The following is a 19,476-nucleotide window of genomic DNA, read 5'->3' on the forward strand; positions in this document are numbered from 1 at the left end:
CCTCAGAACGCCTTCTTCTTGCGGTCGACCAGTTGCCAGATCATCGGCGTGAAGATCAGCTGCATGGCCAGCGCCATCTTGTCCCCCGGACAGACGATGGTGTTGGGCCGGGTCATGAAACTGTCCTTCAGCATCGACAGCAGATAGGGGAAATCGATGCCCTTCGGCCGGGTGAAGCGGATGACCAGCATGCTTTCGTCCGAGGTCGGGATGTCGCGGGCGATGAAGGGATTGCTGGTGTCCACCGTCGGCACGCGCTGGAAATTCACATCGGTGCTGCTGAACTGCGGGCAGATGTATTTCACGTAATCGGGCATGCGCCGCAGGATGGTGTCGACGATGGCCTCCTCCGAATAGCCGCGCATGTTGCGGTCGCGGTGGATCTTCTGGATCCATTCGAGATTCACGATGGGAACCACGCCGATCTTCAGGTCGGCATGACGGGCGAGATCGACGCGGTCGGTGCGCACGCAGCCGTGCAGCCCCTCGTAGAACAGCAGGTCTGTGCCGGGCTCGATCTGTTCCCACGGCGTGAAGGTGCCGGGATCCTGGCCGTATGGTTCGGCCTCCTTCTCGTCATGCAGGTATTTGCGGGAGCGGCCGCCGCCGGTCTCGCCATAGCTGCGGAACAGGTCGTCCAACTCCTCGAACAGGTTGGCGTCGGGACCGAAATGGCTGAAGGTCGAATGGCGGTCCTCCTGCGCCTCGGCGACCTTGGCGCGCATTTCGCGGCGGTCGTAGCGGTGGAAGCTGTCACCCTCGACGATGGCGGCGGCGATGGCCTCGCGCCGGAAGATCTGCTGGAAGGTGCGGGTGACGGTGGTAGTCCCGGCGCCGGATGAGCCGGTGACGACGATGATCGGATGACGGGCCGACATGGTGTGTTCCTCCCTCAGCCGAGTGCCGCGGTTTCGGACGGCAGGAACAGCGACCGGCTGCCGAACAGCGGGGCGTGGAAGGCCAGCTCCTCCCCCCGGTCGTAGGCGGCGTGATAGGCGACCAACCGCTCCACCTCCGCCTTCGATCCCAGGATCACCGGCACGCGCTGGTGCAGGGCCATCGGCTTGATGTCGAGGATGCGCTGCCGCCCGGTGCTGGCCGCCCCGCCCGCCTGCTCCACCAGCATGGCGATGGGATTGGCCTCGTAGAGAAGGCGCAGCCGTCCCGGCTTGTGGGTGGGGCGGGCGTCGCGCGGATAGAGGAAGACGCCGCCGCGGATCAGGATGCGATAGACCTCCGCCACCAGCGACGCGATCCAGCGCATGTTGAAATCCGCCTCGCGCGGGCCGGAACTGCCCTTGATGCATTCCTCGACATATTGGCGCACCGGCGGCTCCCAGAAGCGGGCGTTGGAGCTGTTGATGGCGAATTCGCAGACATGGTCGGGGATGCGCATGTCGGGGTGGGTCAGGGTGTAGGCGCCGATCTCGCGGTCCAGCGTGAAGCCGTGCACGCCCTCGCCGAAGGTGGCGATGATCATGTCGGCGGGACCGTAGAGGGCGAAGCCCGCCGCCACCTGCTGGGTGCCGGGCTGCAGGAAATGCTCCACCTCGGGCTCGTCCACCCCGTCGGGCGCCTTGAGGATGGAGAAGATGGTGCCGACCGTCAGGTTGACGTCCACGTTGGACGAGCCGTCCAGCGGATCGAAGGCCAGCAGATAGCGGCCGCGCGGATATTCACGGGGGATGCGGTAGGGCTCCTCCATCTCCTCCGACGCCATGCCGCAGAGCTTGCCGCCATACTCGCAGGTGCGCAGCATGATCTCGTTGGCGATCAGGTCCAGCGGCTTCTGCGTCTCGCCATGGACGTTGACGCCGGGTTCGGGAGCCGGAGCCGCAAAATGGGCGGTGGCGGGCTGGCCGGCGGACGGCGTCAGCGACCCGCGGGCGGCGGCGCTGGCGATGAACTTGCACGCGGTCTGCACGTCGTTGAGCAGCGCGGTCAGGTCGGTGTCGGCCCCGCCGCGTCGGCGCTGGTCCTCGATGATGAATTTGCTGAAGGTCGTGTGACGGTGCGGCATCGGTTCCCCCTCTCATTCATGTTTTCTGCGGCCGGCTTCGTTGGCGGCCTATTGTGTGAAGACGCGGCTTTGGCGGATGTCCTCCTCGGCGATGGTCAGCAGGTCGGCGGCGGCGATGGCGCTGCCGCGCGCCTCGAACAGGCGGTTGGCCTGACGCAGGCGGGCGCGGTCCAGCGCGTTGCGGATGGAGCGGGCGTTGGCGAAGCGCGGCTGGGCCATGCGGCGGAGGATGTAGTCGCCCATCGCCCGTTCGGCCTCCGGAGCCATGCGGTACTGCATGCCCTCCGTCATCAGCCGGGCGATCTCCAGCAGTTCCGCTGCTTCGTAGTCGGGGAAATCGACATGATGGGCGATGCGCGACGCCATGCCGGGGTTGGAGCGGAAGAACACCTCCATGCGGTCGCGATAGCCGGCGAGGATCACGACCAGATCGTCGCGGTTGTCCTCCATCACCTGGAGCAGGATTTCGATGGCTTCCTGGCCGTAATCGCGCTCGTTCTCCGGCCGGTAGAGGTAATAGGCCTCGTCGATGAACAGCACGCCGCCCATGGCGCGCTTCAGCACCTCCTTCGTCTTCGGCGCGGTGTGGCCGATATACTGGCCGACCAGATCGTCGCGGGTGACGCTGACCACATGGTCGCGCCGGATATAGCCCAGCCCATGGAGAAGCCCGGCCATGCGCCGCGCCACCGTGGTCTTGCCGGTGCCGGGATTGCCGGTGAAGCACATGTGCAGCGACGGCGGCTCCGCCCGAAGGCCGATGCTGCGCCGTGCCCGTTCCACCAGCAGCAGGGCGGCGATCTCGCGGATGCGGGTCTTCACCGGCATCAGCCCGACCAGTTCGCGGTCCATCCCCGCCAGCATTTCGCCGATGCCGGACTCGCGGTAGAGCGCGTCGAGATCGACGGACGGAGCGTCGCGCGGCTGGTCACGGGTTTCCGGGGCGAGAAGGTCGGCCGCCCCGCTCATGCCGCCCTCCATTCCGGTTTGGCCACCAGGGCGGCACGCATGCGGCCGACCACGCCGCGATAGCCGCCGTCGGCGTCAGCATCGCCGAAGATGGCGGAACCAGCGACGAAGATGTCGGCCCCGGCCTCGGCGACGGCGCGGATGTTGTCGGGCTTGATGCCGCCGTCCACCTCAAGCCGGATGGCGCGGCCGGTACGCTCGCGGTGGCGGTCGATGCGGCGGCGGACCTCGGCGATCTTCTCGAACGCGGAGGGGATGAAGGACTGGCCGCCGAAGCCGGGGTTGACCGACATGACGAGGATCAGGTCCAGCCGGTCCATCACATGGTCCAGATACGCCAGAGGCGTGGCCGGGTTCAGCGCCAGTCCAGAGCGGCAGCCCTGCTCGCGGATCAGCGCCAGGGTGCGGTCGGGATGGTCCGACGCCTCGGGGTGGAAGCTGATGATGTCGGCGCCGGCCTTGGCGAACTGCGGCACCAGGGCGTCGACCGGCCGCACCATCAGATGCACGTCGAGCGTTGCGCGGGTGCGCGGACGGATGGCGGCGCAGACCAGCGGGCCGATGGTCAGGTTGGGAACGTAATGGTTGTCCATCACGTCGATGTGGACGACCTCGCAACCGGCCTCCACCACCCGCTCCACCTCCTCGCCCAGCCGGGCGAAGTCGGCGGACAGGATGGAGGGGGCGAGGAGATTGCCCGGCCTGATCTCACGCTCCATGACGGACCTCCCCGCCATAGCGCTCACCCGGCGGACGGCCGGTGGCATAGCTGCGCACCGTGTAGCCGATGCGCCGCCCCGGCCCCTCCGACCGCAGCAGCTCGAAGCCGGGCTCCGCCGCCGGGCGGTTGATCAGGTAGGACATGCGCACCGTCTCGAACCCGTGGGAGCTGTCGAAGGCGAGGACCTTCACGTACTGGTCGGGATGGGCGGTGCGGCAGGCGTCGATCTCCATCATCACGCCCTTGGCGTCGCGCAGGTCGAACATGGGGTTGCCCCACATCGTCCAATAGCTGTTGCGCGGATGCGGATCGTCGGTGAACTCCACCGCCACGGCCCAGCCCTGGTCGAGGGCGTATTGCACCTGTTTGGTGATCTCCTCGTCCGTCAGGTCCGGCAGGAAGGAGAATTGGCCCTGAGTCAAACGCATAGGATTAAGACGCATGGGACTCGCTCCTTCACATCGCCGCGGTGGGGGTGGGGACGTAATCGACGCTGTCGGTGGAGGCGTAGTCGAAGGTCACGTCCTTCCAGGTGTCGAGCGCGGCGCGCAGCGGGGCGCACCAGCGGGCGGCGTCGCGCAGGATCTCCGGCCCCTCGTTCCAGATGTCGCGGCCTTCGTTGCGGGCCTTGACCATCACTTCCAGCGCGACGCGGTTGGCGGTGGCGCCGGCCTGGATGCCGTCGGGATGGCCGATGGTGCCGCCGCCGAACTGCAGGATCACGTCCTCGCCCAGATAGGTCAGCAGCTGGTGCATCTGCCCGGCATGGATGCCGCCCGACGCCACCGGCATCACCCGCTTCAGGCCAGCCCAGGGCTGGTCGAAGAAGATGCCGTGCTGCAGGTTCTGCGGGACATGGGTCTCGCGGCAGGTGTCGTAGATGCCGCGGATGACGTTGGGGTCGCCCTCCAGCTTGCCGACGACGGTGCCGGCATGGATGTGGTCGACGCCGGCCATGCGCATCCACTTGGCGATCACGCGGAAGGACACGCCGTGGCTCTTCTGCCGGGTGTAGGTGGAATGGCCGGCGCGGTGCAGGTGCAGGATCATGTCGTTGCGCCGCGCCCATTTCGCCATCGACTGGATGGCGGTGTAGCCGATCACCAGATCGATCATGACGATGACGCTGCCCAGTTCCTTGGCGAACTCGGCGCGCTCGTACATGTCCTCCATGGTGGCGCCGGTGACGTTCAGATAGGTGCCCTTGACCTCCCCGGTCTCGGCGATGGCGCGGTTCACCCCTTCCATGCAGTAGAGGAAGCGGTCGCGCCAATGCATGAAGGGCTGCGAGTTGATGTTCTCGTCGTCCTTGGTGAAGTCGAGCCCGCCCTTCAGCGCCTCGTACACCACGCGGCCATAGTTGCGGCCGGACAGGCCCAGCTTCGGCTTCATCGTGGCGCCCAGCAGCGGCCGGCCGAAATTGTTCAGCCGCTCGCGTTCCACCACGATGCCGGTCGCCGGCCCCTGGAAGGTCTTCAAATAGGCGATGGGGATCCGCATGTCCTCCAGCCGCAACCCCTTCAGCGGCTTGAAGCCGAAGACATTGCCGATGATCGATGCGGTGAGGTTGGCGATCGACCCTTCCTCGAACAGGTCGAGTTCATAGGCGATGTAGGCGAAATACTGCCCCGGCGTGCCGGGCACCGGATCGACGCGGAAGGCCTTGGCCCGGTAGCGCTCGCAATCGGTCAGACGGTCGGTCCACACCACGGTCCAGGTGGCGGTGGAGCTTTCGCCGGCGACAGCCGCCGCCGCTTCCTCCGGATCGACGCCGTCCTGCGGCGTGATGCGGAAGACGGCAAGCACGTCGGTGTCCTTCGGTTCGTAGTCGGGTTCCCAATAGCCCATCTGGCGGTATTTCAACACGCCAGGCCGGTAGCGGGCCTTCGGGTCGCTGACAACTCCATCGGCGGCCTTCTGATCCGTTGGAAGAGTCGTCGATACGTAGTTCATCGTCTTCACCTCGCCGGTGGCGTTCGGTTCGTTCCGATGAAAACGTTAGCCCCACGTACTATTGAGGAAAATTCAAATACACAGCACAGTATGGATAGGGATTCCTGATGAATGGGCCGGCCGATGACCATCCAGCATGCCACGCTGCGCCAGCTCCAAATCTTCACCGCCGCCGCCCGCAGCCTGTCCTTCGCCCGGGTGGCGGAGCGGTTCGGACTGACGCCCGGCGCGGTCTCGTTCCAGATCAAGCAGGTGGAGGGCCATTGCGGCTTCCCGCTGTTCGAGCGGGTCGGCCGCCGCGTCGTCCTGACGGAGGCCGGGCGTGACCTGCTGGAGCATGCGACGCTGATCCTCCAGGCGCTGGACAATGCCGACCGGCGGATGCAGGCGCTGAAGGGGGTGACCGGCGGCAACGTCACCATCGGGTTGGTCAGCACCGCCAAATACATCGCTCCGCACATGGTCTCCCGCTTCCAGGTGGAACGGCCGGGCGTGTCGATCCATCTCCAGGACGGCAACCGGCGGGAGGTGAATGCGATGGTCGCCAAGGGCGAGGTCGATCTCGCCATCATGGGCCGCCCACTGGACGCGGATGAACTGCTGGCCGAACCCTTCGCCCGCCATCCCAGCATCATCATCTGCGCGCCGACCCATCCGCTGGCCGACGCCCCGGCCCTGCGCCTGTCCGATCTGGCCGACAGCGGCTTCATCGCGCGGGAGGAAGGGGCCGGCACGCGGGCGCTGACCGACGCCTATTTCCACGGGCAGGGCTTCTCGCCGCGCATCGTCATGACCTCCAGCAGCAACGAGACGATCAAGCAGGCGGTGATGGCCGGCATCGGCGTCGCCCTGCTGTCGCGCCACACCGTAGACCTGGAACTGGCTTTGGGAATGCTGCGCGAGCTGAAGGTGGAAGGATTGCCATTGATGCGCTCCTGGTACATCGCCCACCGCCGCAGCCTGCCGCTGCTGCCGGTGCATGCGCAGTTGCGCAGCTACCTGCTGGAGCGTGGGCAGGCGATCATCGACAGCATCCAAGCCGGCCACCGGGCGCTTGCGTCCGGAAGCTGACGCGGCTTCCTGACCGCACCGTCACGCGTCATCGGGCAGGCGACGGTCCCGCTGGAAAGCAAGGACGGACGCGCCGCCATCCGATGCGGGAACCGCAATCCTCGCCTGCCCGCCAGCCTCGGATACAGAGCCGGGAGCCATGGTCAGATAGCGCACGCAGCTGACACGCAGGAACGAGGCGAGATTCTGGATCGTGCCATGGACCTCCACGACCTCGTCATGCAGGGTGACGATCAGGCGATTGGTGGTGATTCCCTGCTCCGCCGCGATGTCGGCAAGGACGTTCCAGAACAGGTTCTCCAACCGGATGCTGGTCACCATCCCGTGGATGCGGACCGAGCGGGACCGCGCCTCGTACAGGATGGGGTCGGTGTTGACGAAGATCTGGCACATGCACCGGCCCTCCCTGAAGCGGTTACGCTGTCCTGCGGCAAACGGGATCAGGCACGGGCGGCGCCCACTCCCTTTCCAATAGCCTCGCGCCGGATGCCATGCTGGCTCAGCTTGCGGTACAGGGTGCTGCGCGAGATGCCCAGCACCGCGGCGGCGTCCGACAGGTTTCCTCCGGTGGCGGCGATCACGTCCTCGATGGTCCGCTGCTCCGTCACCGTCAGGGACATGGCCGGCGGGGATATCGCCGGCAGACCGGGAGACGCAGGCATCTGCATCGGCATCGGCGGACCCGGCAGGGGCCAGCCCTCCGCGTCCACGCCGCCGCAGCCATCCCGCAATTCCTCGGGAAGATCGCCGACGTCCACCATTCCGCCGGTGGACAGCAGGACCGCGCGTTCCACCAAATTCCTCAACTCCCGGACATTGCCCGGCCAGTCATAGCGGTGCAGGCGTTCCAGCGCCGCCGCCGTGAACCGGACCGGATCCCGCCCGTGCCGGTCGGCCAGCAGGTCGTTGAAATGGGCGATCAGCCGCAGCACGTCGCCTTGCCGCTCCCGCAACGGCGGCACCCGCAGGGCGGTGACGGCCAGACGGTGATACAGGTCGCGGCGGAAGCGGCCGGCGGCTACCTCATGGCGCAGGTTGCGGTTGGTCATGGCGAGCAGCCGGACCGACACCCGGCGCGGCGTGCTGTCGCCGATGCGGTACAACACCCCTTCCTCCAGCACCCGCAGCAGATAGGGCTGGAGGTCGAGCGGCAGTTCGCCGACCTCGTCCAGGCACAGCGTTCCGCCATCGGCCAGTTCGAAACGGCCGGTCCGTCCCTCCGCCGCCGCCCCGGTGAAGGCGCCACGTACATAGCCGAACAGCTCGCTGCCCAGCATCTCGCGCGACACGGCCCCGCAATTGAAGGGGATGAAGGGACCACCGGCCACGGCGCTGTGGCCGTGGATGGCCCGCGCGAACAGTTCCTTGCCGACGCCGGTTTCCCCCTCGATCAGGATCGGGACCGGCAACGGCGCCAGCCGCTCCCCCTGGCCGATCACCACGCGCAGGCTGTCGCTGGCCCCGACGATGCCGCCGAAGCGCGACCGCGCATGGTCGGTCTCGTCGGACGCCGTGCGGCGGCCGGACGGCAGGCGGCAGGCGGCCGCGCGGGGAATGACCAGCAGCGTGCCCCGCCGCTCGCCGTCGAGCATCAGGGGCCTGACCCAGTCGGCGGGCACGGGCAGTTGGCCATCCGCCGGATTGCCCGCCACCGTGCCGGCGATCCCGACGATGGGCAGCTTCGTGCCGCGGCTGAGCTGAGGCAGGTCGGACCCGAGACTGGCCTTCAGCAGATGCGCCGCCTTTCGGCTGGCGTAGAGCAGGCGGCCACGCGCATCCAGTGCGATCAGTCCCTCTCCGGCATATTTCTGGCTGTCCTCCAGGCAGGCTTCCAGCAGACGGACATGCTCCGCCTCGGTCTGGCGGGCGAGGTTCCATTCCACCTGCCGGGCGGCTACCACTGCCAGCGCCAGCGCCTGGGCGCTGAATCCCTGCTTCAGCCCGGAGATGTCGAGCAGCCCCACGACCGACCCGTCCAGCGGATCGTGAATCGGCGCCCCGGCGCAGCTCCACCCCTTGATGCCGGCGCAGTAATGCTCGGCCGCCTGGACCAGCACCGGCGTCTTGGACGCCAGCGCCGTGCCGATGCCGTTGGTCCCGGCGCAGCTCTCGCTCCAATGGCCGCCACAGCCCAGGCTGATGTCGCGTGCGGCGCTCAAGGTGGCCCGGTCGCCCGCCGCCTCCAGCACCACGCCGTTGGCATCGGTGATCAGCATCACCGTCCGCGTGCCGGCGAGAAGATCCGCCGCCTCCGCCATCGTGGTGGCAGCGGCCTGCAGAAGTTCGCGGTTCTCCCGTCTCAGGGCTTCCACATGGTCGGCGCCGACCACCGGCGCCGCGTCCGCCCGTGCGTCGACCAGAAAACTCTGGCACCGTGCCCAGGATCGGATGACCACGTCACGGACCGGCAGGTTTTCCTGCCTCGATCCGGAAACGAAGTCTTCCCATGCCTTCATCGTCGCCCGTTCGCCGTCACGTTCGCTCTTGGCCAGCGCATGGAACGCCGGACCGGATGACGCAACGGCCGAACGGCCGATGGCGACCTCTTCATTGGCCAACACTGTCCCCTCCCTGCTTCCCGGCGTCTTTTGCTGTTTTATTGCCCGTGCGCCGATTGTCCTTCGGTCCGGATGCGGAGGACCGCCCCCGATCCTCCGCATTTCTGATTGTTCGTGTAAAAAATCATAAGCCGAACCGAAGCGGGAGCGGTAGTAGCGGAATACTCTATGGCTTTTTTCCCTGCCCCTTTCCCCGAAGGTGGAGGTTTCGTGCCGCCGGATGCGGATCAGTCGCGCCCGTAGCGCTCCATCCCGCCGCCGCGGGCCGGACCGGCGGTTGGATCGACGTCGTCGGGGATGTCGGCGATCAGGGTGTGGGTGGTCAGGACCAGCTTGGCGACCGACACCGCGTTCAACAGGGCCAGCGTGGTGACCTTGGCAGGGTCGATGATCCCCGCGGCGAACAGGTCGCCGAACCGGCCGGTGCGCGCATCGAACCCGGCGCCGTCCGGAAGCTCGGCGAGGCGAGCGGCGATGCCGGCCCCGTCCAGTCCGCCATTCTCGGCGATGCAGACCAGAGGCTGCAGCATCGCCCGCTGCACCAGCCGTATCCCTGCGCGCTCGCCCTCCCCAACATCCTCGGCCAGCCGGTCGAGCAGCGGGGCGATGCGGGCCAGCGCAGTGCCGCCGCCGGGCAGCACACCCTCCGCCAGCGCGGCACGGGCGGCGGCGAGCGAATCCTCCAGAAGCTGGGCCGTGCGCTTCTGTTCCACCGGCGTGGCGCCGCCGACCTCGATCAGGGCGGTGCCATGCGTCAGCTTCGCCAGCCGCTGGGACAGCTTGTCGCGTTCGATGTTGGGCGGCGCCTCCTCCCACTGGCGCTGCACCAGCGCGCGGCGGGCGGCCAGCATGTCCGGATTGCCGTGCCCGCGCAGGATGGTGGTGCGGCCGGCGGACACCTCGATGCGGTCGGCGCCCCCCAGATCCTCCGCCGTCACGCTGTCGAGGCGCCCGCCCAGGTCGCGGGCGATGACGCGCCCGCCGGTCAGGATCGCGATGTCCTCCATCGTCGCCGTACGCCAATGGCCGAATTCCGGCGGATTGATCGCCACCACCGTGGCGCGTCCGCCGCGGCGCAGCTCCATCAGGGCAGCCACCACCTCCGGCGCCACGCTATCGGCGACGACCAGCAGCGGCCGCCCCCCGGCGGCGATGCGGTCGATCAGGCGCAGGAGCGGGTCCGGATCGGTGATCTTGTGGTCGGTCATCAGGATGTGGGGCCGCTCCAGCACCGCGGTCTGGCCGGTGGGCTCGGTCGCCATGTGGTGGGACAGGAAGCCGCGGTCCAGCACCATGCCCTCCAGCACATGCAGCGCGGTCGGCGCGCCCGGCTGGCCGTATTCGATGTCGATCACCCCCGCCATCCCCACCCGGCGCAGAGCATCCGCTACCAGCCGGCCGAGCGCCGGATCGGTCGCCGCGACCGTCGCCACCTGCTCCAGCTGCGCATCGCCTTCCAGCGGCCGGGCCATGCGGCGCAGCCGGTCGACGACGAAGCCGCAGGCACGCTCCATTCCCTCCACCAACTCGACCGAGCCATGGCCATCCGCCAGCACGGCGACGCCATCCTGGATCAGCGCGTCGGCCAGCACGGTGGCGGTGGTGGTGCCGTCGCCGGCCACATCGTTGGTCTGCTTCGACACCTCGCGCACCACCTGGGCGCCCATGTTCTCGAAGCGGCAAGGCAGCTCGATCTCGGCGGCGATGCTGACGCCGTCGCGAGAGATCATCGGCGTGCCGATGGGGCGGTCGATGATCGCGTTCGTCCCCTTCGGCCCCAGCGTGCCGCGGACCGCCAGCGCCAGCTTGCCCACCCCACGGGCAAGCGCGGTCCGCGCCTCGGCACGGTGCAGCATCATCTTCGGCATGGTCTCGTTCCCTCCCATTCTTGATTTTGCGGATTTGAAAAAGAGGCGGAGCCCGCCGGACCTGAAGCGAGCCCCGCCTGCCCACTCATTCGTAGGCGAGCGCGTCATCCATGTTGCCGAAGAGGACGACGGTGTCCTCGTCGATCATGACCATGCGGCCATAGTGGGTGGAGGTGGAGATCTCGAAGATATGCGGGGTCATCTCGCGGCCGAGGGCCTCGCCGATCTCGCTCATCTTGAACTCGATCTTGCCCTCGCCGTCGATGCGGATCATCGCCGGCAGATAGGTGACGGTGATGCCGGGCTTGCTCTCCATCACCTCGGCGATGCAGCGCGCCTCGACGCTGTCGTTCATCGTCACGCCGCACTGGTGGGAGATGGTGCCGTCCTGGGTGATGTCCTTCAGCGGCTTGAAAAGCTGCTGCACGGTGGTGACGCTCATGGTTTTCGTCCTCTTGTGGCGGAGATGCGGGAAGGATCACTCGGCCGCGGCGTCGGTGACGGCAGCCGCGGCAGGCTGCCCGACCTCGACCGGCGGCAGCGCCGGCAGGTCGGCATCGATGCCGATCTCGCGCCCGATGGCGGCGACGCGGTTGCGCGCCCGCTCGAAGGCATCGGCGAAGCTCGCCGCCTTGACCCGCGGCAGCGACCACAGCGGCTGCAACTGCAACGCCGCCTTCACAGCCAACCCGCCGTGATGGGCGAACCAGCTCTGCAGCATGGTCCGGTTATCCTGCCCGTGCGCCGGGTCGCGCAGCAGCAGGGCGAACAGCTCCACCGCGTTGGCGAGGTTCCGTTCATAGTCGGCCTCCGCCGCCGAGATGACCGACGGGGTGGAGAAGTCGTTCTGCGCCGCCGCCACCTGCATGACGAAGCCGCTGCGGAACAGCTCGCCCACCAACGGTTCGAAGACGAGGTTGACGGCGAAATACTGCTCCAGGAAATCGGTGGCTGCGCGGATATGCTCCACCGCCTCGCGGCAGGGCTGCCAGATGGGGTCGTCCAGCCAGTGCGCCTTGCCGGCGTCCAGATCGAACCCACCGATGTCGCTGCCGACCTCCGCCAGATAGAGCGTCAGATCCTGGGCGAAGCGCAGCTTGTAAGAGGCGTTGGTCAGGATGGCGTTGTTCACCATCTGGGTGTAGCCGTAGCGCTGCGCCCGCATCAAAGCGGTGCCCAGCCCGTATTCGGCATGCTTGAAGGCACCGACATGGTTCTGGAGCACGGCGACCCAGGCCTTGTCGAAGCGCTGGGGCGCACCGGCGCGGCGTGCGTTCTCCACCACGTTCTGGATCATGCCGACGATGGTGGATTGGCGCTGGTAATGGGTGCGTTCCCATTCCTGGTCGGGCGCGCGGAAACCGTGCCAGTCGGCGCATTTCAGCGCGGTCCAGTCCTTGGAATAGGTCGGCGTCCCGTCGCCGAAGGAGATGATCCAGTTCTGGAGCAGATAACGATCCGGATCGGGCTGGACATCGACCGTCACGTCCTCGTAATGGGTCGCCTTGCGCCCCTTCGGCTCGAAGTAGTTGTAGCGGCGGCTGTCCGATCCCGGAAAGACCTTGGCCCCGGCGGCAGCGGATGTGGTTTCGGTTTCCTGCATGGTCATCGTCTTTCCTCCCGAATTTGCAAAATCCCGGCTCAGCGGGTGGCGGGGGTGAATTTGTCGAAATAGACGCGCGCGGAATCGACGCCGGCCATCTGCAGGACCGGCAGCACCGCGTCGATCATCGGCGGCGGCCCGCAGGAGAAGACGTCGGCCTCCCCCACCTCCGCCATGTCGGACAGGTGCCGGCGCAGCACCTCGTGGATGAAGCCGGTCTCGCCGGCCCAGCCGTCGCCCTCCTCCGCATGCGACAGGGCGGGGACGAAGGCGAAGTCCGGCAGGCTGCGGGTGAATTCCTCGAACAGGTCGAGGTGGAACAGGTCCCTGCGGCTGCGGGCGCCGTAGAAGAGACGCACCGGCCGCGTCTCGCCGCTGGCGGCCTGATCGCGCAGGATCGACAGCAGCGGCGCCATGCCCGACCCGCCGCCGACCAGGATCATCGGCCCTTCTCGCCCCTCGCGGCGGAAACAGGTGCCGTAGGGACCGCGGACGCTCACCCGATCGCCGACCGACAGGCCTCCGTCCAGTTGCCGGGAAAAGGCGCCGTCCGGGTATTTCTTGATGATGAATTCCAGCCGATTGCCATCCGCCGGCGGGTTGCCCATGGAGAAGGAGCGGGTGAGGCCGATGCCAGGCAGCGTGATGTCGGCATATTGACCGGCCCAGAACTTCATCGGCTGGTCCAGTTCCAGCGCAATGGCGACGATGTCGTGGGTCAGTGGCTCCACCGCCGCCAGCCGCGCGTTGAAGTCCTTCACCGGGATGGAGCGGGACAGCAGATCCTCGTCATAGTTCAGCAATTCCACCGCCACGTCGCTGTAGGCCAGCGAGCGGCAGAGCAGGATGTGGTTACTGTCGCGCTCCGGATCGGAGAGCGCGAAGGTGGAGTATTTCAGCATCTCCACGTCGCCGTCGATCAGCAGGCATTTGCAGGCGGAGCATTGCCCCTCCTTGCAGCCATGCATCAGCGAGACGCCCTGGCGAAAGGCCGCGTCGAGGATGGTTTCCCCTTCTGCAACCTCCATTTCGATGCCGACCGGCTCCAGCCGCACCGTGTGGACGGCCGGACTGTTGTGCAGCGCTTGTGCGGTCATGGTCTGTCGATCTCCGCAAGGGAGCGCGTTCGCCTCTTTTCATTGGGAAAGGCAACGGCCCCGATCGGTGAGGCAGGGGATCAGACCCATGGGTCATCGCATTTGATGTCGGAGTAATGACGTTGCGGTTCGGATGCCCTTCTCCCCTTGCGGGAGAAGGGCGTTTCCCTGCGAACGAGCTCCTTATGCGATAGCCCTGGAATCAGACCCGGCGGATCTTGAAGCCCTTGCGGTACTCGTCGACATGCGCCTGACGCTGTTGCGGCGTCATTTCGCGCAGGGCCAGCAGCGGGCTGCGGATGGTGTGGCCGCGCACATGATCCAGCGTCCACATGTCCTTCTCCTCGAAGGACAGATGCGGCTGGGCGACCAGCGTCTTCCCGTCGGGACGGACGAAGCCCATGTCCTGGATGGCGTCGGCGAGATCCCAGCCGTCATAGACCTCCTCCCACTGGCGCCGGCCGGAGAAGCGGCCCATCGCCGGCGTCGGGCGGCCCTGGTATTCGGCGGCGAAGGCCTCCTTGTGGGTCCAGCGGTCGACTTCGGAGGCGTAGGTGAACAGCTCGCCGTCGACCTCGTCGATCTGGAAATCCTCGCGGATGACGCAGGGCACCAGGCTCGACCAGCAGCGGTGCGGGTAGACATAGCCGGTGTCGGCGAAGGTGATCGGTACGCTGCCGGGCTTGCTGAGCTTGGCGTAATTTTCCCACCAGACGCCGAACTCGTCGTACCAGCCCGGATACTTGCTCTCGAACCATTCGAAGTCGCGCTCGGTCATCGCCTCGATGCGCCAGAAATTGGCCCACCAGCCGGCCGAGAAGAACTGGGCGATCTTGTGGACGTAATTCTTCTTGACGATGCTGTCGAAGGCTTCGTGAACGTCGTCATGGTGGATCTTGATGCCGTACTTCTCCAGCGGCAGCATGTAGGTGCGATAGTAATCCTCGAAAATCCAGCGGTGCCACAGCTCGGCGTAGGATTCCTTGTTCTTGTCGCGATTCTTGGTGCCGTATTCGATGATCGTGCCGATGGCGGCGTCGACGATCATGTGGTTCTGCCAGAAGGAATAGCGGATGTCGCGTTCCAGCAGCAGATGGTTGTCCGGCTCCTTCAGCACCGACATCAGCATGGAATGGCCGTTGCCGATGTGGCGGGACTCGTCGCTCTGCACCGACAGGAAGACGGTGGGCAGGGCATAGTCTCCGTTGCGCGCCGCCTCAGACGGCATGGCGACGAACAAGGTGTTGGTGAAGGCCGTCTCCGCCACGACCTGCAGATAGATGTTCGACGCGGTGATGGCGTCGCCGGTCAGGAAGGCCTCACCGAACTGCCGGCCGATGGTGGTGGCGTAGCATTTGCCGAACGCCTTCTCGGTGATGTCGAAGCCGGCCGGGTCGATGTAGTTCTCCATGTACCATTTCTTGAGGTTCATCTGGATCGTCGAGTGCCGGAACTCGTCGATCATCTGCATGGTGAAGCCGGTGCGCAGGTCGTCGCCCGGCGCCAGCTGGCCCAGCGTCGCCATCGACCGCGCCGCCGAGATTTCCGGGAAGGGGATGATCGCCAGGAACAGCTTCATCCACTCGATCCAGCGCGGCTCGACATTGCGGAACATGTCGCCGCGCAGCGCCGCATCTAGCGCGCCATAGACGCGGTTGTCCTTCTCCTCCTGCATCGGAAAGTAGGAGCGCAGGACCTGCTTCATCGGGTCGCGCGGCGCCTTGGAGATCTTGTAGTCGGTCGGAAAGGCCATCGCCTCCTTGACGTAGGACGGCGTCCAGCCGAGATCGGCGACGCGGCGCGCCGCCTCGCTGATGCCGATGCCTTTCTGGCTGGTGATCTTGTTCAGCGTCAATCCATCCGGCATGTCGTCTCTCCCCATGATTTTGATGATGTTGATCCGATGACAGGGCTTAAGGATCGGGCCTGAAGGATCGCGTCGTTCGCCGGTGGCAGGCGACTGGCTGCCGGGCAAAGTCGTGCCGGCCTGCCTTTGGGATGCCGACGGCGTGAGTTCCGAGATCGTCCGGCTTCAGACCGATTGCGTCCGCCGAACGGGGGCGGCTGCACCGTCGACCCTGTAAAGCAACGGCCATGCCAAGCCGGCAATCGGCGGCGGCAAACCGATTTTAAAGAACGTTCGTGTAACGCACTGTCCCATCATGAGACGACTTGTCGCGGGCGGGTGTCTCAAAACGAAACAGTCGAGACACTCGATACCGGCGACACCACGGGAAAACGTCCCGCCACCAAGCTCCCGGCAACCGCCCGCAAGGTGGCATGACGCTTGCTATTCCCAGTCAACGGCGCCGCCCCGGCCACCTGCCCGGCTGATCCGGCAAAGAAAAGCGCAGGCGCCGCCCCACGCATCGGGAGGGTTTTTGAAAGATGAGGCATGCGATGCACGCGAAACTGTCGCCGCACCGCTGGGTGATGCTGCTGCTCCTGCTGTCCATACCGCTCTCGCCCTTTACGCGGAAGTCCGCGGCGGCGGAAGGCGAGACGCTGTTCCGGCAGCAATGCGGAGCCTGCCATACAGTGAAGAAGGACGATGGCCCGCGCGCCGGACCACCGCTGTTTGGCGTCATCGGCCGCAAGGTCGGCTCGGCGGCCGGCTTCGAATATTCCGACGCGTTGCGCGGCGCCGGCTTCGCCTGGGACGCCGGCCATCTGGAGCGCTGGCTGGCGAATTCGAACGAGTTCCTCCCGGGCAGCTACATGAACTACCGGCAGGAAGACGGCAGCGTCCGCAAGAGCATCGTCAATTTCCTGGAAACCAGCGCCACCCGCTGACCCGGCCCCACAACGACATCGCAGGAAGCATCATGGCCAAGATCATTCACATGATGGTGCGCGTCCTCGACGAACAGCGGTCGCTGGACTTCTACGCGAAGGCCTTTGGACTTGAGCCGGCCGAGCGGCTGGCCTTCGAAGGCTTCACGCTGATCTACCTGCGCAATGCCGAGAACGATTTCGAACTGGAACTGACCGTCAACCATGACCGCACCACCCCCTACACCCATGGCGACGGCTATGGCCACATGGCGGTCGCGGTGGACGATCTGCAGCGGGAGCACGCCCGGCTGTCGGCCTTGGGCTTCCCGGTGACGCCGGTGAAGGAGTTCGCCCCCGGCGGCGCGTTGCTGGCCCGCTTTTTCTTCGTCACCGATCCGGACGGCTACAAGACCGAGGTCCTGCAACGCCACGGCCGCTACCGCTGAGTTTTGACGACAAGAACAAACCACTTGGGAAGGAGACGTCAATCATGCGCGTTCTCGACAAACGGACACGGTTCAACAGGCGGAATTTCCTCAAAACCTCGGCCGCTTCGGTGGCGGCGGCGGGCGCGGTTTCCAGCGGTGTGGTGTCGATCGCGGCGACGCCGGCCTGGGCCGGTGCGCTCACGGCCATCAAGCCCGACGCTGCCAAAACGCTTCTGGTCATGGTCCGCGACCTCTATCCGCACGACCGGCTGGGAGACGCCTATTACGAGAAGGCGCTGGCCTCCATGGATCAGGAAGCGGCCAAGGACGCGACTCTGGCCGGCCAGCTCAATGAAGGCGCCGTGGCACTCGATACCGCCGCGCGCAAGCTGCGCAACGCCCCCTACGCCGCCATTCCGGCGGAGGCGGACCGCGTCATGGTGCTGAAATCCATCGAAGCAACCCCGTTCTTCCGCAAGGTCCGCGGCGACATGGTGGTCGCCCTCTACAACCAGCCGGAGGTGTGGGCGAAGCTCGGCTACGAAGGGGCGTCCGCCGAATATGGCGGCTACATCCATCGCGGGTTCGACGATCTTGATTGGATCAAGGACGCCTGACATCCCTGCCGACCAGCCTCAATGAACGCCCACAAAACACCCGCAACGGGGAGGATCGAGACATGGCCGCGAAATTCTCATTGGACGACGACGGCGTCGTGGTGGTGATCGGATCGGGTGCCGGCGGCGGCACTCTGTCGAACGAATTGGCCCAGAAGGGGATCAAGGTCGTCTGCCTGGAAGCCGGCGGGCGCCACGAGATCCAGGATTTCGTGAACGACGAGTGGAAGAGCTTTTCGCAGATCTCCTGGCTGGACAAGCGCACCACCTCGGGTGCCTGGCGGGTGGCGAAGGACTTCCCCAACCTGCCGGCTTGGATCGTCAAGGCGGTCGGCGGCTCCACCGTCCATTGGGCCGGCGCTTCGCTCCGCTTTCAGGAGCATGAGTTCAAGGCGCGCACGACCTATGGCGAGGTGGAGGGGGCCAACCTGCTCGACTGGCCGGTGACGCTGGCGGAGATGGAGCCCTATTACGCCAAGGCCGAATTCAAGATGGGCACGACCGGCACCAACGGCATCCCGCGCCTGCCCGGCAACAACAATTACAAGGTGCTGGCGGCCGGCGCCAAGAAGCTGGGCTACACCGATTTCCACACCGGCAACATGTCGATCAACAGCAAGCCGCGTGACGGCCGCGGCCCCTGCCAGCAGATCGGCTTCTGTTTCCAGGGCTGCAAGTCGGGCGCGAAATGGTCCACCCTGTACACCGAGATCCCCAAGGGCGAGGCCACCGGCAATCTGGAGGTCCGGCCGAACGCCCAGGTCCTGAAGGTGGAGCATGACGCCAAGGGCCGGGTCAATGCCGTGCTCTATGCCGACGGCACCGGCGCCATCCAGCGGCAGAAGGCCCGCATCGTCGCGGTGGCCGGCAACTCCATCGAAAGCCCGCGCCTGCTGCTGAACTCCGCCTCGACGATGTTTCCGGACGGGCTGGCGAACTCCTCCGGTCAGGTCGGGCGCAACTACATGCGGCACATGACCGGTTCGGTCTATGCGGTGTTCGACCGGCCGGTCCACATGTACCGCGGCACCACCATGGCCGGCATCATCAAGGACGAGTCCCGCTTCGACCCGCGGCGCGGATTCGTCGGCGGCTACGAGATGGAAACGCTGTCGCTTGGCGTGCCCTTCATGGCCGCCTTCCTCGATCCGGGTGCCTGGGGCCGCGATTTCAGCTCGGCGATGGATGCCTACGACCATATCGCCGGCATGTGGCTGGTGGGGGAGGACATGCCGCGCGAGACCAACCGCGTCAGCCTGCACGCCACCGAGAAGGACAAGTTCGGCCTGCCCATTCCCAACGTGCATTTCGACGATCACCCCAACGACATCGCCATGCGCACCCATGCCTACGGGCGAGGCTCAGCGGTCTATGACGCAGTGGGTGCTGTCCGGACCATCCACACGCCGCCCTACCCGTCCACCCACAACCTCGGCACCAACCGGATGAGCGCCAACGCCCGCGACGGTGTCGTCAACAAATGGGGACAGGCGCACGACATCAAGAACCTGTTCGTGTCGGACGGCAGCCAGTTCACCAGCGGAGCGTCGGAGAACCCGACCCTCACCATCGTCGCGCTGGCGATCCGGCAGGCGGAGTATATCGCCGACCAGATGACGAAGCGGGAGATCTGAAGAAGACGGTCCAGAACGCAAAAACGCCCCGGCTCATGGGAGCCGGGGCGTTTCCGATATGTGCGAAGATGCCAGCGTTTGTGCTTTGGATTGTGCGTCTCTTGAGCCTGAGTGACCTGGCGGCGACCTACTCTCCCACGTCTTAAGACGCAGTACCATTGG

At 66.3% G+C, this 19,476-nt stretch carries 18 protein-coding genes; 5 read left to right on the forward strand and 13 right to left on the reverse strand.

Features of this window, described 5'->3' with window-relative positions; genetic code table 11:
- Nucleotides 1-2: 2 nt before the first annotated feature.
- From J2Y49_RS21215 to J2Y49_RS21240, 6 genes are read right to left on the reverse strand one after another with little or no spacing between them, the layout of a single operon-like run.
- Entirely contained in the window at nucleotides 3-878 is an 876-nt protein-coding gene (locus J2Y49_RS21215) for a phosphoribulokinase (RefSeq protein WP_310116934.1), read from the reverse strand.
- A 14-nt stretch (nucleotides 879-892) separates the two neighbouring features.
- Nucleotides 893-2,020 (reverse strand): class 1 fructose-bisphosphatase, encoded by a 1,128-nt coding sequence (locus J2Y49_RS21220; protein WP_310116935.1) that lies wholly within the window; start codon nucleotides 2,018-2,020, stop codon nucleotides 893-895.
- 48 nt (nucleotides 2,021-2,068) lie between these two features.
- Complete coding sequence (gene cbbX, locus J2Y49_RS21225; protein ID WP_310116936.1) at nucleotides 2,069-2,989, reverse strand: CbbX protein; 921 nt, start codon at nucleotides 2,987-2,989, stop codon at nucleotides 2,069-2,071.
- Nucleotides 2,986-3,708, reverse strand: a complete 723-nt coding sequence (gene rpe / locus J2Y49_RS21230) for a ribulose-phosphate 3-epimerase (protein WP_409017880.1) — start codon at nucleotides 3,706-3,708, stop codon at nucleotides 2,986-2,988. Before rpe ends, cbbX begins: the two co-directional genes overlap by 4 nt.
- Complete coding sequence (locus J2Y49_RS21235) at nucleotides 3,698-4,153, reverse strand: ribulose bisphosphate carboxylase small subunit (RefSeq protein ID WP_310116937.1); 456 nt, start codon at nucleotides 4,151-4,153, stop codon at nucleotides 3,698-3,700. The genes rpe and J2Y49_RS21235 overlap by 11 nt, the downstream gene beginning before the upstream one ends.
- Before the next feature lie 13 nt (nucleotides 4,154-4,166).
- Nucleotides 4,167-5,663 (reverse strand): form I ribulose bisphosphate carboxylase large subunit, encoded by a 1,497-nt coding sequence (locus tag J2Y49_RS21240; protein ID WP_310116938.1) that lies wholly within the window; start codon nucleotides 5,661-5,663, stop codon nucleotides 4,167-4,169.
- Nucleotides 5,664-5,774: 111 nt separating this feature from the next.
- Between J2Y49_RS21240 and J2Y49_RS21245 the strand changes: the two genes are divergently transcribed.
- Complete coding sequence (locus J2Y49_RS21245) at nucleotides 5,775-6,734, forward strand: LysR family transcriptional regulator (protein WP_310116939.1); 960 nt, start codon at nucleotides 5,775-5,777, stop codon at nucleotides 6,732-6,734.
- Nucleotides 6,735-6,755: 21 nt separating this feature from the next.
- Here the strand turns inward: J2Y49_RS21245 and J2Y49_RS21250 are convergent, their stop codons facing one another.
- From J2Y49_RS21250 to J2Y49_RS21280, 7 genes are all read right to left on the reverse strand, one after another.
- Nucleotides 6,756-7,127, reverse strand: a complete 372-nt coding sequence (locus J2Y49_RS21250; RefSeq protein ID WP_310116940.1) for a ribbon-helix-helix domain-containing protein — start codon at nucleotides 7,125-7,127, stop codon at nucleotides 6,756-6,758.
- 47 nt (nucleotides 7,128-7,174) lie between these two features.
- Nucleotides 7,175-9,295: a sigma-54-dependent Fis family transcriptional regulator gene (locus tag J2Y49_RS21255; RefSeq protein ID WP_310116941.1), complete on the reverse strand. Its 2,121-nt coding sequence runs from the start codon at nucleotides 9,293-9,295 to the stop codon at nucleotides 7,175-7,177.
- A gap of 224 nt (nucleotides 9,296-9,519) precedes the next feature.
- Nucleotides 9,520-11,160, reverse strand: a complete 1,641-nt coding sequence (locus tag J2Y49_RS21260; RefSeq protein ID WP_310116942.1) for a molecular chaperone GroEL — start codon at nucleotides 11,158-11,160, stop codon at nucleotides 9,520-9,522.
- An 85-nt stretch (nucleotides 11,161-11,245) separates the two neighbouring features.
- The gene (locus tag J2Y49_RS21265) at nucleotides 11,246-11,602 is read right to left on the reverse strand and encodes an MmoB/DmpM family protein (protein ID WP_085086548.1); all 357 of its coding nucleotides are present in this window, start codon (nucleotides 11,600-11,602) and stop codon (nucleotides 11,246-11,248) included.
- A 36-nt stretch (nucleotides 11,603-11,638) separates the two neighbouring features.
- A complete protein-coding gene (locus J2Y49_RS21270) occupies nucleotides 11,639-12,769 on the reverse strand; it encodes an aromatic/alkene monooxygenase hydroxylase subunit beta (protein WP_310116944.1) in 1,131 nt (376 codons plus the stop codon).
- A 32-nt stretch (nucleotides 12,770-12,801) separates the two neighbouring features.
- The gene (locus J2Y49_RS21275) at nucleotides 12,802-13,860 is read right to left on the reverse strand and encodes a 2Fe-2S iron-sulfur cluster-binding protein (protein WP_310116945.1); all 1,059 of its coding nucleotides are present in this window, start codon (nucleotides 13,858-13,860) and stop codon (nucleotides 12,802-12,804) included.
- Nucleotides 13,861-14,062: 202 nt separating this feature from the next.
- Nucleotides 14,063-15,727: an aromatic/alkene/methane monooxygenase hydroxylase/oxygenase subunit alpha gene (locus J2Y49_RS21280; protein WP_310116946.1), complete on the reverse strand. Its 1,665-nt coding sequence runs from the start codon at nucleotides 15,725-15,727 to the stop codon at nucleotides 14,063-14,065.
- 533 nt (nucleotides 15,728-16,260) lie between these two features.
- On the opposite strand from J2Y49_RS21280, the gene J2Y49_RS21285 reads away from it, so the two are divergent.
- The 4 genes from J2Y49_RS21285 to J2Y49_RS21300 all read left to right on the forward strand — a co-directional run bounded on the left by J2Y49_RS21285 (nucleotide 16,261) and on the right by J2Y49_RS21300 (nucleotide 19,314).
- Nucleotides 16,261-16,653, forward strand: coding sequence for a c-type cytochrome (locus tag J2Y49_RS21285; RefSeq protein ID WP_310116947.1), 393 nt, complete (start codon nucleotides 16,261-16,263; stop codon nucleotides 16,651-16,653).
- 32 nt (nucleotides 16,654-16,685) lie between these two features.
- Nucleotides 16,686-17,081 (forward strand): VOC family protein, encoded by a 396-nt coding sequence (locus J2Y49_RS21290; protein ID WP_310116948.1) that lies wholly within the window; start codon nucleotides 16,686-16,688, stop codon nucleotides 17,079-17,081.
- A gap of 44 nt (nucleotides 17,082-17,125) precedes the next feature.
- The gene (locus J2Y49_RS21295) at nucleotides 17,126-17,680 is read left to right on the forward strand and encodes a twin-arginine translocation signal domain-containing protein (protein WP_310116949.1); all 555 of its coding nucleotides are present in this window, start codon (nucleotides 17,126-17,128) and stop codon (nucleotides 17,678-17,680) included.
- A gap of 62 nt (nucleotides 17,681-17,742) precedes the next feature.
- A complete protein-coding gene (locus J2Y49_RS21300; protein ID WP_149228371.1) occupies nucleotides 17,743-19,314 on the forward strand; it encodes a GMC family oxidoreductase in 1,572 nt (523 codons plus the stop codon).
- Nucleotides 19,315-19,476: the final 162 nt, after the last annotated feature.

The organism is Azospirillum sp. BE72 (assembly GCF_031455875.1).
In the GTDB taxonomy this organism is placed as follows: Bacteria; Pseudomonadota; Alphaproteobacteria; order Azospirillales; family Azospirillaceae; genus Azospirillum.